Annotated in this window: 10 protein-coding genes; 3 read left to right on the top strand and 7 right to left on the bottom strand. The window is 60.5% G+C overall.

Annotation, left to right across the window (positions count from 1 at the left end; genetic code table 11):
- Positions 1-122 precede the first annotated feature (122 nt).
- The 3 genes from LRL22_RS02045 to LRL22_RS02035 all read right to left on the bottom strand — a co-directional run bounded on the left by LRL22_RS02045 (position 123) and on the right by LRL22_RS02035 (position 4931).
- A complete protein-coding gene (locus LRL22_RS02045; RefSeq protein WP_270904592.1) occupies positions 123-2327 on the bottom strand; it encodes a FimV/HubP family polar landmark protein in 2205 nt (734 codons plus the stop codon).
- A gap of 271 nt (positions 2328-2598) precedes the next feature.
- Positions 2599-3615, bottom strand: coding sequence for an aspartate-semialdehyde dehydrogenase (locus LRL22_RS02040; RefSeq protein WP_040066449.1), 1017 nt, complete (start codon positions 3613-3615; stop codon positions 2599-2601).
- Between the two features lie 194 nt (positions 3616-3809).
- Complete coding sequence (locus tag LRL22_RS02035; RefSeq protein ID WP_270904591.1) at positions 3810-4931, bottom strand: 4-phosphoerythronate dehydrogenase; 1122 nt, start codon at positions 4929-4931, stop codon at positions 3810-3812.
- A gap of 248 nt (positions 4932-5179) precedes the next feature.
- Between LRL22_RS02035 and LRL22_RS02030 the strand changes: the two genes are divergently transcribed.
- The 3 genes from LRL22_RS02030 (at position 5180) to LRL22_RS02020 (ending at position 8296) form a co-directional block, all read left to right on the top strand.
- Positions 5180-5923 carry a phosphatase PAP2 family protein gene (locus tag LRL22_RS02030; RefSeq protein ID WP_270904590.1) on the top strand — a complete coding sequence of 248 codons (744 nt, stop codon included), beginning with the start codon at positions 5180-5182 and terminating at the stop codon, positions 5921-5923.
- Positions 5924-6022: 99 nt separating this feature from the next.
- The gene (gene rnt / locus LRL22_RS02025; RefSeq protein ID WP_005333780.1) at positions 6023-6700 is read left to right on the top strand and encodes a ribonuclease T; all 678 of its coding nucleotides are present in this window, start codon (positions 6023-6025) and stop codon (positions 6698-6700) included.
- A gap of 273 nt (positions 6701-6973) precedes the next feature.
- Entirely contained in the window at positions 6974-8296 is a 1323-nt protein-coding gene (locus tag LRL22_RS02020; RefSeq protein ID WP_005361308.1) for a Na+/H+ antiporter family protein, read from the top strand.
- Positions 8297-8787: 491 nt separating this feature from the next.
- Here LRL22_RS02020 and LRL22_RS02015 read toward each other — a convergent pair whose 3' ends face one another.
- The 4 genes from LRL22_RS02015 to ydiJ form a co-directional block, all read right to left on the bottom strand.
- On the bottom strand, positions 8788-10689 hold the full coding sequence (locus tag LRL22_RS02015; RefSeq protein WP_270904589.1) for a DEAD/DEAH box helicase: 1902 nt from the start codon (positions 10687-10689) through the stop codon (positions 8788-8790).
- Between the two features lie 180 nt (positions 10690-10869).
- The gene (locus LRL22_RS02010; protein ID WP_107685029.1) at positions 10870-11331 is read right to left on the bottom strand and encodes a hotdog fold thioesterase; all 462 of its coding nucleotides are present in this window, start codon (positions 11329-11331) and stop codon (positions 10870-10872) included.
- A gap of 168 nt (positions 11332-11499) precedes the next feature.
- Positions 11500-11988 (bottom strand): hypothetical protein, encoded by a 489-nt coding sequence (locus tag LRL22_RS02005; protein ID WP_120414494.1) that lies wholly within the window; start codon positions 11986-11988, stop codon positions 11500-11502.
- On the bottom strand, positions 11988-15059 hold the full coding sequence (gene ydiJ / locus LRL22_RS02000) for a D-2-hydroxyglutarate dehydrogenase YdiJ (protein ID WP_270904588.1): 3072 nt from the start codon (positions 15057-15059) through the stop codon (positions 11988-11990). The genes LRL22_RS02005 and ydiJ overlap by 1 nt, the downstream gene beginning before the upstream one ends.
- Between the last annotated feature and the right edge of the window lie 98 nt (positions 15060-15157).

The following is a 15157-nucleotide window of genomic DNA, read 5'->3' as shown; positions in this document are numbered from 1 at the left end:
ACGCACGCAATTGGCCCAGATTGAGAGCCTGCGCGGCCATACTCGCACCGTTGCAACTCGCCAAAAGAAGAGGGCAGCCTGCTGGCTGCCCCCGTTTTGCTGATCCCGTGATGGGAAATGCTTTAGCCCAACCGCTTGAGCAACTTCTCGGCTTCGGCGCGCTGGTGATCGCTGCCCTGCTCCGCAGCCTCTTGCAGCAGCTCGCGGGCGCTATCCTTGTCATCAATCTCGAGGTAGGCACGGGCCAGATCCAGCTTGGCACCCACACCGCCGTCGTCGGCATCCACGTCAAATCCGGTGGATTCCGGCAGCACCTCGGGGAAGCCATCGAGCCCCACATCCAGCGAGAAGCCCTGATACGGCTCCTGCTCCGGCGCGGTGGCATCCGCTTCGGCCAGCAGCTTGTCGATCTCGACGTAGCCACTCTCCTGTGCCTGCTCACGGGGCTGGAGATCTGCCGGATGTGATTCCACCTCGGCGAACGCATCTTCGAAATCGGAGAGCGCCAGCTCGTTGGGATCCCACTCCAGATCCAGCTCGGCATCCTTCGCCTTGACAGGCTCAAGACCGAGCTCGGCCAGCATGGCATCCGCACTCTCGTCGGCGTCCTCTGCGGCACTGAGATCAATGGCGTTGTCATCTTTCCCTGTGGCGGGCTCGTCGAGGGCACTGTCGAAATCGCCGAGATCGAAGCTCGCCAGATCGTCATCAGCGGCGCCGACTTCGTCGATGGAGCTCAAATCGGGCTCGAGGTCAGCGGAGAGATCCGCATCCAGCTCGGCAAACAGGGCTGCCTGCAGCTCCTCTTCGCTCATGATCTCGTCAGCGGCCTTGGGCTTGGGGTTGAACTCGCTGGCCAGATCCATGGCGGGCTCGTTGGCCAGCGCAATGGGCTCATCCAGCGAGAGATCGAGATCCGGCACCAGGTCCGGGTCACGACTGGCTGGCTGGGCCGCCATCCGCTCAGGCTCAAAGCCCTGCAGCTCCATCTCGCCCTCATCGCTGAACACCAGATCGACATCCGGCTTGGCGGCCGGCTCGTCAGGCTCCATCGGCATAAAGCCATCCGGGGTGTTGAGATCCGGCACCGGGCGTACCGGCTCGTTGTCGGTCACATCGACGCTCAGCAGATCATCAAACTCGCTCTGCTCCTGATCCATCATCATGGCGGTGGATTCGGAGAGGCTCTTCTCCTGCTCTTCCAGCTCGCGGCGGGCACGGGCACGCAGCCACAGGGTCACCAGCGCCAATACCAGCAGCACCGGCAGCAAAATGATCATGGCGAGGTTGAGCGGTGAGGAGAGCAGGTCCATCAACCAGTTTTTCTCAGGCTCAGGCTCGGCTGCCACCGGCGGGACCGGTTGAGCCTTGAGCTCGGCAATCTCTTTTTGCAGCGCCGTCTGATCCTGCAGCTGCGCCTTGAGGGTCTCCACCTCTTCGGTCAGGGATTGCAGACGCAGCTTGAGCCTGTGGTTCATCTCGGTCACCTGGCCGAGCTGGGCATTGGCATCTTCCAGTGCCAGCGCCATCTCGGTGGCCGGTTTGCCCACCGGTTTATCCAGATCGGAAGGCAGAGGCGCCGGGGTAGTGCCTTCTGCTGCGCTCGGAGCTGGTGCTACCGCCTCTTTCGGCGCAGGCTCGCTCACCTTGGCCACTTCTTTGGTTTCAGCAGCCGGTTGCGGTGCCACCACCGGGGCGGGAATGGGGGCGGCTTTCGCCACTGGCAGCGGCGCAGGCGCAGCCTTCACCGGCTCGGTCTTGGCGGCTTCAACCTTCACGGGTTTGGTGGCAGCCGGTTTGGCGGTGTGAGCCTGCTTGTCAGCCAGATATTTGGGGCTTAACCCCTTCCAGCTGGCGTTGTCGCTACGGAACTTGGCGCGGGCCTCGGCATCGGTGATAACGCTCGCCTCGGCCGCGGTCGGCAGCAGAATGCGGGACCCCACCAGAATGTGGTTGATATTGCCATCGGCGAAACTGCGGGGGTTTTTCTCGTAAATCGCCACCATGGTCTGGTAGACGCTGACCCGATTGGAGGGACGATATTTGCTTGCCAGGCTCCAGAGGGTATCGGTCGGACGAACAGGGCCATAACTACCGGCATTGGCAGTGACCTGACGCACCACCGGCTGGGCGGTTGCTCGCACCGGTTGCGCCACGGGTCTGGCGACCGGCTGCGCCAGCGGCTGGGAATTGACGGCGGGAGGTGCGGGTTCGTCAGGGCCTTTTAGCTCGACAAAAAAAGGCTCCCGCGCCGAGTCTTCAGCCTGGACGGTGCCCAGCAGACCCAATGCGAGTAGCGTTGCCAATGTTATGCGGGAATGTCCCATATTCGTTCCTTCGTATGACGGCCCTATCACATTGAAAAATCTGGATAGTTACCCCAAAACAGTCGGTTCAATATAAATCAGGCTCGCCTGGCAAGCCAGCAGTCCGACACATTTAGCACCCAACTTGACCCTGAGTGTAGGAAAAAACTTAATCAGTTGATATCGCAACAGAATCTTGAAGTGACGGAGTGCGGCATGGGTCACACCCCGGTTTGATCACAGGCCGGATGCGCAGCACTCCCTGCTGCGCATCGGTGGCATCTGACCAGCCTTACAGATAGTCGCGAACCAGCAGCTCGGCAATCTGTACACTGTTGGTTGCCGCGCCCTTACGAACGTTATCGGCCACGATCCACATATTGATACCACTCGGGTGAGAAATATCCTGGCGCACCCGACCCACCAGCACCTCATCCTTGCCGGTTGCGTCACGCACCGGGGTCGGATAGTCCCCTTCGTCATCAAACAGGGTCACACCCGGCGCACTGCGCAGCAGATCCTTGACCTGTTCGGCATCGAGCGGCTGGTGCAGTTCGACGTGTACCGCCTCGGCGTGGCCGTAGAAGACCGGCACCCGCACGCAGGTGGGGTTCACGGCAATGCTGGCATCGCCGAGGATCTTCTGGGTTTCCCATACCATCTTCATCTCTTCACGGGTGTAGCCGTTGTCAGTGAAGCTGTCGATCTGCGGGATCAAGTTAAAGGCGATCTGCTGCGGATAGAGGGTCGGTTCCACCGGACGACCGTTGAGCAGATGAGCGGTCTGACCCGCCAACTCGCTGACCCCCTCTTTGCCGGAGCCTGACACGGATTGATAGGTGGCCACGTTGATGCGGGCAATGCCCACTTCGTCGTGCAACGGCTTCAGGGCCACCAGCATCTGGATGGTGGAGCAGTTGGGATTGGCGATGATGTTGCGATTGCGAAAATCGGCCAGCGCATCCGGGTTCACTTCCGGGATCACCAGCGGGATATCTTCGTCGTAACGGAAGCAGGAGGTGTTGTCGATGACGATGCAGCCGTGTTCGGCAGCAATCGGCGCCCACTTGGCCGAGACCTCGGCACCGGCGGAGAAGAGTGCGATCTGTACCTGGCTCCAGTCAAACTCCTCCACATCGAGGATCTCGAGGTTCTTGCCGCCAAAGCGCACGGTATCACCGGCGCTGCGGCTGGAAGCCAGCGGATAGAGGGTCGCTACCGGAAATTCGCGCTCTTCCAGGATCTCGATCATCGCCTGACCCACGGCGCCGCTGGCACCCAATACCGCTACGTTAAACTGCTGGCTCATTCTGTTCTCCTCTGATAATGCTGCAATGGCGCCGGGGTGGCGCCATGGTCGGCAGGCTCCCGCACGGCGAGATGACGCTGCCTGATATGGCTGAGCCGGCGCAGCAGGATCTGCGCCAGCTCAGTAAAAAATGGGGTCGAGGTAGCCAGTACGGCTCATCCCTTCCGGTTATCTTCCAACTCCTAGTCCCCGATTCAGGGACGTGACAGCGCAAATCCCAACGCGCCCAGCGCCTGGTCGGCAAAGGCTCCCTCAACCTGCAGGGAGGATAGTTCACGGCGCTCGGGGTAGTGTTTGCGCTGCTCGTCAAAGCTGCCGGGCAGGCCGAGTCGGGCCCGGAAACGGGCATCATCGCGGCGCACATCATAGACCAGATGCACCAGCTGCTTGATCAGCGCCTGATCCGGCGCGCGGCCCGGCACCACTGCCTGCACATCGGGGGCGGGCAACAGCCGACTCAAATCCTGACGAGGCTGGCGTCCCAGCTGCAGGCAGAGCGCCTTGTAGAGCATCGAGGTACCACGGGCCTTCCCCTCCAGGCTGTAACCGGCGATATGGGGGGTGGCAATCTCGGTATGAGGCACCAGCGCTGCCAGTGGCTCGGGCTCGTTCTCCCACACATCCATCACCAGTCGCAACGGCTTATCGCTCAGCTGGCGTGCCAGCAGGGCCCGGTTATCCCACACCTCGCCACGGGAAGCATTGATCAGGATCTGCCCTGCCGGACGGGCGGCAATCTGCTCGGCATCGAGCAGATGGTAGGTGGCATCCTGCCCTTCGCGGGTGATGGGCACGTGGAAGCTGACGATATCGGCGCCAAGGGCGGTCTGATAATCGACAAAATCCGCATCGGGGGCATTGCGCGCCTTGGGTGGATCGCAGCGCAGTACCCGCATGCCGAGCGCTTGGGCCTTGGTCGCCACACACTCGCCGGTATTGCCCGCGCCAATCACCGCCAGCGTCATGGCCGAGAGGTCGAGTTCGTAGCGCTCGGCCAGCACCAGCAGGGCGGAAAGCACATAATCCCCCACCGAATACTTGTTGCAACCGGGGGCGCTGAAGAAGGGAATATTGCGGCTTGCCAGCAGGGCCTTGTCCACATGGTCGGTGCCTATGGTGGCGGTGCCGACAAACCCGAGTTTGGGGCTGGTCGCCAGCAAATCGCCGTTGACGCGGGTGACCGAACGCACCAGCAGCACATCGGCATCGAGCAGATCGCGGGCCTGCATCTGCCGTCCGGGCAAGGGGATCACCTCGCCAAATTCGGCAAACAGCTCCACGGCATGGGGCATATTCTCATCAACGACTATCTTCATCGGGCTCTCTTTGGTCACAACCGCCACGGGGGCGCCATTCTAGCGCAAAGCCGCCCGAGATTTCAGCCTGTGATGCAATCCGGCGCGAAACGGGACCACATTGTGCGGCAGCCGTTCCATCCGCCCGCTCAAAAAGAGGATGTCGCCACAAATATGTAAGCAGAGGTAACAAACGTGCTGCTCGGCTTTGTCCGGGCATATCACGGTGGCACAATGCCCCTCTTTTTTCGCGATCGCCCATACCCACCATGCCGTCACACGCTTCGTCGCTCCCAACGTCAACCGCTTCACTCACCCGCAGTCAGGTACTTGGCTTCACTGCCCTGTTGATCCTGCCCCTGTTACTGCTCGCCACCCTGCCCTGGCAGCCTTTTCTGACCGGCTCCCTGCAATCAGGCTGGTTATGGTGGTCATACGCCCTCACCCGCATGGTCGATATTCCCGGGATCGGGGTCAGTGGCGCCCTCTTGCTGATGTTGACTCGCTACAAACTCAAACTGGAGCTGACCCCCTTCATTGCGCTGGGGTGTGCGCTGGCGGCCCTGCTCGCCAGCGACTGGGGGCTCAAGAGCCTGATCAAACACCTGACCGAAGAGCCCAGACCCTATCTGCTCTGGCTTGAGAGTCAGGCGCTGATCCCGGCCATCAAGCACTTCTACGCCAGTAGCATCGATGTGCGCAGTGAACAGGTTCACGCCGCCAGCCAGCTGCTGGCCCTGCCAGAGTGGCTCGGCCACCACTGGCAGGCCGAGGTGAACTACGCCTTCCCTTCTGGCCACAGCATCGCCGCCATCAGCCTGGCCCAATTTTTTGGTCTGATCTGGCTGGCCCGCGCTCCCACGGGCGTCTGGCTGCTGCCACTGTGGGCACTAGGAATTGGTCTGTCGCGCATGGTAATGGGGATGCACTGGCCGGTGGATGTACTGGCCAGCGCCCTGCTGGGGTCGCTCACGGCGCTGATTGCCGCCCGCTGGTGGCTGCACAGATATTAAATCGAGCGCCACCTTGCCGCAGCCGACTGCGTGGGATGGGGGGACAAGCCTGTGCTTTTTTGCCATAATGCCGCCTCATTTTATCCCGACCGAGATCCCATGACCGACGCAGTTCATACCCTCAAGGGCCGTTTCCGTGGTTTTTACCCCGTCGTCATCGATGTTGAAACAGCCGGGTTCAACGCCAAGACCGATGCCCTGCTCGAAATCGCGGCTTACACCCTGAAAATGGATGAGCAGGGCTGGCTCGTTCCCGATCAGGTATTCCACTTTCATGTCGAGCCCTTCGAAGGGGCCAACCTGGAAAAGGCTGCGCTGGAGTTCACCGGCATCGACCCCTACAACCCGTTGCGTGGCGCTGTCTCAGAAAAAGAGGCGCTGACCGAGATCTTCAAGGGGATCCGCAAGGGGATGAAGGAGCAGGATTGCGGCCGCGCCATCATAGTGGCCCACAACGCCACCTTTGATCACGGCTTCGTGATGGCTGCCGCCGAGCGCGCTGGCCTCAAGCGCAATCCGTTCCATCCATTCGCCACCTTCGACACCGCTGCTCTCTCCGGATTGGCGCTGGGGCAGACCGTGCTGGCCAAAGCGTGCCAGAGCGCCCGCATCCCGTTTGACAATAAAGAGGCGCACTCTGCCCTCTATGACACCGAACGCACCACAGAGCTGTTCTGTCATATCGTCAACCGCTGGAAGAGCATGGGGGGCTGGCCGCCAGCACATCCGGATGATGACACAACCGATGCCCCTGCCGACGATGAGGGACAAGAATAAACGGACGAAGGCTGCCACTGGCAGCCTTCGCTTTTTGGGGACGTGATTGATTGCACAGCGCACCGGAAATCGCTATCAGCGTCACTATCCACCGCAGCACACGGGATGCACGGAGACAAACAGGCCACAAACCCTCATGTTGAGCAACCTTGTGCCACATGCTGCTGCGATATGAGGGGTTTGACTGATTTTTTACTCGACATTTGTCACATTTTTCGCAAACTAACTCCCCTTCACATGACAGACAGCAATAACAAACTATAAGGAAATCAAATGAATCCAGTTGTTATCGCAGTCGGGCTGATGCTGGTGCTCAGTCTGCTGCGGATCAATGTGGTGGTCTCGCTGGCGCTGGGGGCCATTGCTGGCGGCCTGGTCGGTGGGCTGTCGTTGACCGATACCCTCACCACCTTCAGCGGTGGCCTGGGCGGTGGCGCCGAGATTGCCCTCTCCTACGCCATGCTGGGCGCCTTTGCGGTTGCCATCTCCCGCTCCGGGATCACCGACCTGCTGGCCCGCAAGGTGATCAACCAGTTGGGCAAGGATGCCAGCTCGACCCGCATCATGTGGGTCAAAACCCTGCTGCTCTCTTCCGTGCTGGCCGTGGCGATCTCCTCCCAGAACCTGATCCCGGTTCACATCGCCTTTATTCCCATCCTGATCCCGCCGCTGCTGCATGTGATGGCGCAGATGCAGATCGACCGTCGTCAGGTGGCCTGTGTCATCACCTTTGGCCTGACCGCCACCTACATGGTGCTGCCGGTCGGCTTTGGTGGCATCTTCCTGAATAACATTCTGGCCAAGAACCTGATCGATAACGGCGTGCCCATCACCACCAGCCAGATCCCGCTGGCGATGGCCATTCCGGTCGCCGGTATGGTACTGGGCCTGCTGATTGCGGTATTCATCAGCTATCGCAAACCGCGCCAGTACGATCTGGCCAAGATCCTGGATGCCGAGCCCGAAGCAGTCGAGCTCAACCTCACCCACATCTGGGTGGCCCTGCTGGCCATTGGCGTGGCGCTGGGGCTACAACTGATGACCAACAGCATCGTACTGGGTGCGCTGGCCGGTTTTGTCATCTTCACCTGCGGCGGCGTCATCAAGTTTCGCGAAAGCCAGGATGCCTTCACTCAGGGGGTGCGGATGATGTCGCTGATCGGCTTCATCATGATCTCCGCAGCCGGTTTTGCCGCCGTGATGAAGGCGACCCACGGGGTCGACTCTCTGGTTCAGGTGGTCGCCTCCGGCATCGGTCAGCACAAGGGGATCGCCGCCTTCCTGATGCTGCTGGTGGGCCTGCTCATCACCATGGGGATCGGCTCCTCCTTCTCCACCGTGCCCATCATCGCCACCATCTATGTGCCGCTCTGTCTGCAGCTTGGCTTCTCACCAATGGCGATCATCGCACTGGTCGGTACCGCAGGCGCGCTGGGGGATGCGGGTTCACCAGCCTCCGATTCAACGCTGGGCCCCACCTCCGGCCTCAACGCCGACGGCCAGCACGACCATATCTGGGACAGCGTGGTGCCCACCTTTATTCACTACAACATCCCGCTGGTGATCTTCGGCTGGATTGCCGCCATGGTGCTCTGATAGCCCCTCGGGCTGCGAACTCTGCACGTCACAATGCACAACAAGAAGGCGACCTGATGGTCGCCTTCTTCATTGATGCCAACCAATTACCCCGCTCGATATGAATAATGACGGCCAGCCAGACAAAGCCTCTGAGCGGCCAACTAGTCGCCACCCCTTGCGACCGCCGGAGTCAGCGGGCGCAATGCTGTCACTCCCCATCCAACTATCCGCCCAAGTGCACACGTCCCAACGCTTGCCAATACAAAGAAACGGCTGCCAGCCCAGACCTATGGCAGAACGGCGGATGATACCCAACCACGTCACAACCGCCTGTCGAGTAGAAAAGGTATTCTCTCTTTCCCCGACATCCAGTCATCAAATAGTGGCCATCATGCGCTCCCCCATTTAACGGCTTATGCCGATCTGGCGTTCAGTAAGAACACAGGGTAAACCGCAGGCAGAAAAAAAGGCCGCTCAATGAGCGGCCTTCTTCATAACGGGATCAGCAATCAGCTTTCGCGACGCTTGCCACCGAATTTGCGATCTTTGTTGAAGCCACCTTCACGGCGCTCCCCGCTCTTGTTGAACGGACGGTCACCCTGGGGACGGCGATCCTTGTTGAAAGGACGGTCGCCACGGAACGGACGATCACCACGGGGCGGACGGCTGCTGGTGTTGCCACCGGCCGGTACTTCGGTGTAGCGAGTGATCTGCAGCGGACGCTGGCAAACACGGGCTTTCTTGATCACTTCCAGTACATCGGCGGTCATGCCTTTCGGCAGATCGACGGTGGAGAAGTCATCAGCGATGTCGATGTTGCCGATGAAGCGGCTCTCGATATTCGCTTCGTTGGCGATGGCGCCCACGATCTGGCCCGGCTTGACGCCGTGATGGGCACCCACGTCTACGCGGTAGCGCTCCATCTCCACATCCGGGTTGTCTTTCAGCGGACGCGGCTCCAGGGACGGCATGCGACGGGCAGGACGATCACCACGGTCACCGAAATCACGACCGCCACGGTCGTTGAAGTCACGGCGCTCGAAGCCACCACGATCGCTGCTGTTGTTGAACAGCGGATCCGGAATGGAGTCATCCAGCAGCAGCGGTTGGTCACCCTGTACCAGCTTGGCCAGTGCAGCAGCCAGCTCCAGCGGATCGGCAGAATCTTCTTCGATCAGCTCGTTGACCAGGTTGTGGTAGATCTCGAGCTCTTCACCCATCATGGTTTCGCGGATGCGCTCTTTGAACTTGGCCAGACGATGCTGGTTGATGTCCTCGGTGCTCGGCATCTTCATCGGCTCGATGGCCTGACGGGTTGCGTGCTCGATGGCGCGCAGCATACGACGCTCGCGGGGAGCCACGAACAGGATGGCTTCGCCTTTACGACCGGCACGACCGGTACGGCCGATACGGTGAACGTAAGATTCGGTGTCGTACGGAATGTCGTAGTTCACTACGTGAGTGATGCGCTCAACGTCCAGACCACGGGCGACAACGTCGGTGGCGATCAGGATATCCAGCTGGCCTTGACGCAGTTTGTCGACGGTACGCTCACGCAGTTTCTGCGGGATGTCGCCGTGCAGCGCTTCACAAGCGTGGCCACGGGCGGCCAGCTTGCCAGCCAGCTCTTCAGCGGCGTTCTTGGTACGCACGAACACCAGCAGGGCTTCGTAGGATTCCACTTCCAGCAGACGGGTCATGGCGTCCAGCTTGTGCAGACCGGTTACCTGCCAGTAGCGCTGGCGAATAGTGGTAGCGGTAGCAGTCTTGGAGGCAATCTTGATCTCTTTGGGCTGCTTCAGGTGCTTCTGGGCCACGCGACGGATCTGCTCCGGCATGGTGGCAGAGAACAGGGCAACCTGACGAGTGCTCGGGCACTGCTCCATGATCCAGTCAACGTCGTCGATGAAGCCCATACGCAGCATTTCATCAGCTTCGTCCAGTACCAGAGCTTTCAGGCCGGAGAGGTCCAGGTTCTTGCGACGGATCAGGTCCATCACGCGGCCCGGAGTACCGACGACAACCTGGGCACCGCGACGCAGGGCGCGGGTCTGGGTTTCGTAGGAGGCACCGCCGTAGATGGGCAGTACGTGGAAATCAGGCATGTGGTGGGCGTAGCGTTGGCACGCTTCAGCCACCTGCAGCGCCAGTTCGCGGGTAGGCGCCAGCACCAGGATCTGGGTGTTGCGGTTACCAGCTTCCAGACGAGACAACAGAGGCAAGGCAAAAGCAGCGGTCTTCCCTGTACCGGTTTGCGCCTGCCCCAGCAGATCGTGTCCCGCCATCAGGTGGGGAATTGCTGCGGCCTGGATCGGTGACGGGCGCTCATAGCCCACGTCCTGCAGCGCTTTCAATACAGGCGCGGCCAGTCCAAGCTCACTAAAAAGGGGCAGTTGTTCGGTATCAGACATAGATTCTTCCAGATTAAGGCAGGCGGCTAACACCGCGGAATAGCAAAAAGGCGGCGATTATAGCGCCACTTTGTTCTGCTGTCTTGAAAAATGTGATAAGCCTCTCAAGACGTTGGCAATTATAGAGGGATCTGACGAGTATGGCTTGCTTATTTTGCACTCATAGTGCGTTATTATAGATCACTCCTCGCTGGAGTCCTTGCCCCGCTTGTGTTTGAGCACCGCCATGGTCAGTCGGCTGGTGCACAATAAACGCTCACGTTCATCCCGAATTTCAATCTGCCACACCTGGGTTGTTGCTCCCAGATGGAGTGGCGTGCAACGCCCGGTCACCACCCCTTCCCGCTTGGCTCGCAGATGGTTGGCATTCACCTCCAACCCCACACAGTAGCTATCTGGCCCCACCGCCATATTGGCCGCCAGCGACCCAAGCGTTTCCGCCAGCACCACGGACGCGCCACCATGGAGCATGCCAAGGGGCTGGTGGGTGCGGTGATCCACCGGCATAGTCGCTTCCAACCAGTCGGGGCCAAAAGCGGTGTAGACGATGTCGAGATGGGCCATCAGGGTGTTGCGAGAGGTGGCGTTGAGCCCCTCCAGACTCATGGGTTTACGCCAGATGGGCGCAATATCGTGACTCATTGCGAGCAGACTCCTTATGTAAGCGATGAATGCGTACCGATATGGGTGAAACGCCCTCCATCGGCAACATGGTTCGGTTATATGAGTTGTTGGTTACCGGGTGACGTGGTAACAACGCAGCCCCGACCCGGAGCTGCGTGTTACACAATCATGCCCTTAAGCGGGATGTCACCAAGGGTAGGTAACGCCGGGCCACTCGGACCAAGGCACTTCTCGCCCCGGCAGACGGGGTTCTGGCCACTGCCACACCCTGGCGAGCCAGTCGCGCAGCTGAATCTCCAGCTCCTCATCCGTGATAGGCGCCTCGGCCACCTTCCAGAAGAAGAGCTCCACCGCTACCTCCGGCAACACCGAGGGGTAGAGATAAACCCCGCCCCAAAATTGCGGCTCCCGATCCGGACTCCAGAGGCCATAGGCAAAGGAGCGCTTGGCCAGAAACTCCGACTGCTGCCACTCCAGATCCCCTTCGTGCTGGCTCAGACTGAAATTGGCGGAGGGCCAGAGATCGTTCGGGCGAAACAGCTGATGGAGCTGCTCGCGCTCGCGCAACATGGCGACAAACTCCACCACCGCCTGAGCGGGAGTGGCGGGTAACAGTAAGAAACGCGGGTGCCGATAGGCCTTCGGCACCCGAAACCGCTTGGGAAACGTCAGCATCAGAGCAGCTCCAGCAGGGCTTGCAATGGATGTTTGAGCTTTTCCCCCTCCATCCGCTTAACCTGACTGCGGCACGAATAGCCGGTCGCCAGACAGCGCGCTTTGGGTAGACGGGCGAGCGGGTCGGCCCAGCTCAACCCATAGATGCCCTTGGAGTTCTCCACCTGTTTGACGTCGTGACCATAGGTGCCCGCCATACCGCAGCAACCCACAGAGACCGGCTGCAAGCTGGCCCCGAAACGGCCAAACAGGGTGCTCCAGTCACCGTGAGTGGAGGGCTTGGCGGTCTTCTCGGTGCAGTGGGCAAAGAGATACCAGGGCTCGCCCCCCTCCTCGCTCTTGGTCTTGTCAGTGCGAGCAGGCAGTTGATCTGCTGGCAGCGAGAGCAGCCACTCCTGCGGCAACAACACCTGAAAATCACCGCGGGCCGACCCCAGCGCCTTGGCATACTCGTCGCGATAGCAGAGCACCATGGCAGGATCCACCCCCACCATGGGAATGCCAAGCGCCGCCACCTTGTTGAGGAACTGGGCGCTGTTGGCAGCAGTGCGGGCAAAGGCACGCAGGAACCCCTTGATATGCTGGGGTTTACCGTTGGGTTTAAAGGGCAGCAAGTAGGGCTGGAAGCCGAGCTTGCTGGCGAGTTTCACCAGGTCGCGCACCACGGGGGCGTCGTAATAACTGGTGAAGGGGTCCTGCACGATGAGCACTACCTGTTTGCGTTGCTCGGCACTCATCCGCTCCAGTCCCGGCAGATCAAAATAGCGGGCGCGGTTATCGTGCAGGCTCTCGGCAAGGGTCGGCACCGAGAGCAGCGGCACATCGACCATGCCGATGCTCTTCTCGGTCGCCTTCTGGGCCCACTCTTTTTCGAGGAAGAAGTTGACCAGCTTCGGCGCCTTGGCAAGCAACGGCGCATAGCTCTCCACCGTGCCGACGAAGTAATCCTTGGGGGCGCGCAGGTAGCGGCCATGATAAAGCTGCATAAAGCGGGCGCGAAAATCGGGGACATCCACCTTGATCGGGCACTGGCTGGTGCACGCCTTGCAGGCCAGACAGCCTGCCATCGCCTCCATCACCTCGTGGGAGAAATCATACTCGCCGCGCTGTTTGGCCCAGCTGTTGCGCACCTTGTCCACCAGCTGTTTGAAGCGCACGCCACCGGATTGCAGCGCCACCTCTTCCGCCAGCGGATCGAAGCCCTGCTCCGCCAGCTGACGCAACCATTCACGCATCAGGCCCGCCCGCCCCTTGGGGGAGTGGCGGCGATCGCGGCTGATCTTGACCGAGGGGCACATGGGGGAGTCGGTCTCGAAGGTGAAGCACAGACCATTGCCGTTGCAATCCATGGCGCGGGTGTAGCTGGTGCGCACGGCGAGCGGGATCTGGCGGTCATACTTGCCGCGCTTGGGGCCATCCACCGACACCAGCTCGGCGCCGCTACCGTAGGGGATACAGATCTTGCCCGGGTTGATGCGGTTGGCCGGGTCGAACGCCCCCTTGACCCGCTGCAGCTCTTCCCACAGCTCGCCAAAGAAGGCGGGACTGTATTCGGAGCGAAAGCCCTTGCCATGTTCCCCCCACATCAAGCCGCCATATTTGGCGGTGAGCGCTACCACCTGATCGGAGATGCGCCGCAGCAGCACCTCCTGCTCGGGATCGCACAAGTCGAGCGCCGGGCGCACGTGCAGCACACCGGCATCGACGTGGCCGAACATGCCGTAGTCGAGGCCGTGGGCATCCAGCAGTGCGCGAAACTCCATGATGAAATCGGCCAGTGACTCGGGCGGCACGGCGGTATCTTCGGTGAAGGCCACCGGCTTCTTGCGCCCTTCGGCGTTGCCCAGCAGCCCCACCGACTTCTTGCGCATGGTGTAGATGGTCTCGATGCTCGGCAAGTGGTCACACACCTGATAGCCGATGATCCCCGCCTCGCCCTTGGCCAGCAGCGCGTCGATACGGCGACAGAGCTCAGCTACCTTGGCCTTGTGTTCTGCCTCATCGGTATCGGCAAACTCGACGATGTTGAGCCCCTGCAGATCCTTGCCGGGCACATCCTGAATAAGTTCTTTCACCGAATGCCAGATGATGTCGGCACGGGCCAGCCCGAGCACCCGGGAATCCACCGTCTCCACCGACAGCGCCTGGGCCTGCACCATAAAGGGGGCGTTGCGCAGAGCAGAGGGGAAGCTGTCGTACTTGACGTTGACGAGAGTGCGATAGCGCGGAATGCGTGTGATGTTGAGTTTGGCTTCGGTGATAAAGCCGAGAGACCCTTCAGATCCGCACAGCACCCGGCTCACATCCAGCGTGTCGGTATCGGGTTGATAGAGGTGCTTGAGATCGTAACCGGTCAAAAAGCGGTTGAGCTTGGGGAAGGTCGCCTCGATGTCGGCGCGGCGCTCCTTGCCGATACGATAGAGGGTGCGATAGATCTCCCCTTCCCGATTCTCCAGCGCCAGCTTGTCGGCAAGCCGTTCGCTACTTAGCGGCTCGGTCGCCATGATGTCACCATTCTCCAGCACGGCTTTGAGGCCGAGCACGTGATCCGAGGTTTTGCCGTAGACCAGTGACCCTTGCCCCGAAGCATCGGTGTTGATCATGCCGCCCAAAGTGGCGCGGTTGGAAGTGGAGAGATCCGGCGAGAAGAAGTAGCCATGGGGCTTGAGATAGGCGTTGAGCTGGTCTTTCACCACCCCAGCCTGGGCGCGCACCCACCCCTCCTCCAGATTAATTTCCATGATCTGGTTCATATAACGGGAGAGATCGACGATAATGCCGCCGCCCAATGACTGACCATTGGTGCCGGTACCGCCACCACGAGGGAAAAAGCTCAGGGAGGCGAACGCCGGCTCTGCGGCCAGCTTGAGCATTGCTGCTATGTCGTCCGCATTGCGCGGATAGAGAACCGCCTGAGGTACTACCTGATAGACGCTGTTATCCGTCGCCATCGCCAACCGGCTTGCATAAGACTTTTCGATATCACCACGAAAGGCGCTGCGCCCTAGCAACTCTAGGAACGACAGGGTTGTGGGTGACAAACTGTCCTGGTAATCGAGTCTCGGGATCATGAATCCTTGTTCCCTTATTTTGCTTGATGCCGGCACCCCGGCGACTACGACTGGCCCCTCGCCTATCAATGGCAATCAGGCCAGTCCGCTCACATGTG

Origin of the sequence: Aeromonas sp. PI_26 (assembly GCF_027854445.1) — a bacterium.
GTDB classification, from domain to species: Bacteria; Pseudomonadota; Gammaproteobacteria; order Enterobacterales; family Aeromonadaceae; genus Aeromonas; species Aeromonas veronii.
This window is presented reverse-complemented; position numbering and strand designations above follow the sequence as displayed.

Coding starts and splice junctions, on each gene's coding strand:
- LRL22_RS02045 (WP_270904592.1), bottom strand. CDS start 2,327: ATGGGACATTCCCGCATAACATTGGCAACGCTACTCGCATTGGGTCTG.
- LRL22_RS02040 (WP_040066449.1), bottom strand. CDS start 3,615: ATGAGCCAGCAGTTTAACGTAGCGGTATTGGGTGCCAGCGGCGCCGTG.
- LRL22_RS02035 (WP_270904591.1), bottom strand. CDS start 4,931: ATGAAGATAGTCGTTGATGAGAATATGCCCCATGCCGTGGAGCTGTTT.
- LRL22_RS02030 (WP_270904590.1), top strand. CDS start 5,180: ATGCCGTCACACGCTTCGTCGCTCCCAACGTCAACCGCTTCACTCACC.
- rnt (WP_005333780.1), top strand. CDS start 6,023: ATGACCGACGCAGTTCATACCCTCAAGGGCCGTTTCCGTGGTTTTTAC.
- LRL22_RS02020 (WP_005361308.1), top strand. CDS start 6,974: ATGAATCCAGTTGTTATCGCAGTCGGGCTGATGCTGGTGCTCAGTCTG.
- LRL22_RS02015 (WP_270904589.1), bottom strand. CDS start 10,689: ATGTCTGATACCGAACAACTGCCCCTTTTTAGTGAGCTTGGACTGGCC.
- LRL22_RS02010 (WP_107685029.1), bottom strand. CDS start 11,331: ATGAGTCACGATATTGCGCCCATCTGGCGTAAACCCATGAGTCTGGAG.
- LRL22_RS02005 (WP_120414494.1), bottom strand. CDS start 11,988: ATGCTGACGTTTCCCAAGCGGTTTCGGGTGCCGAAGGCCTATCGGCAC.
- ydiJ (WP_270904588.1), bottom strand. CDS start 15,059: ATGATCCCGAGACTCGATTACCAGGACAGTTTGTCACCCACAACCCTG.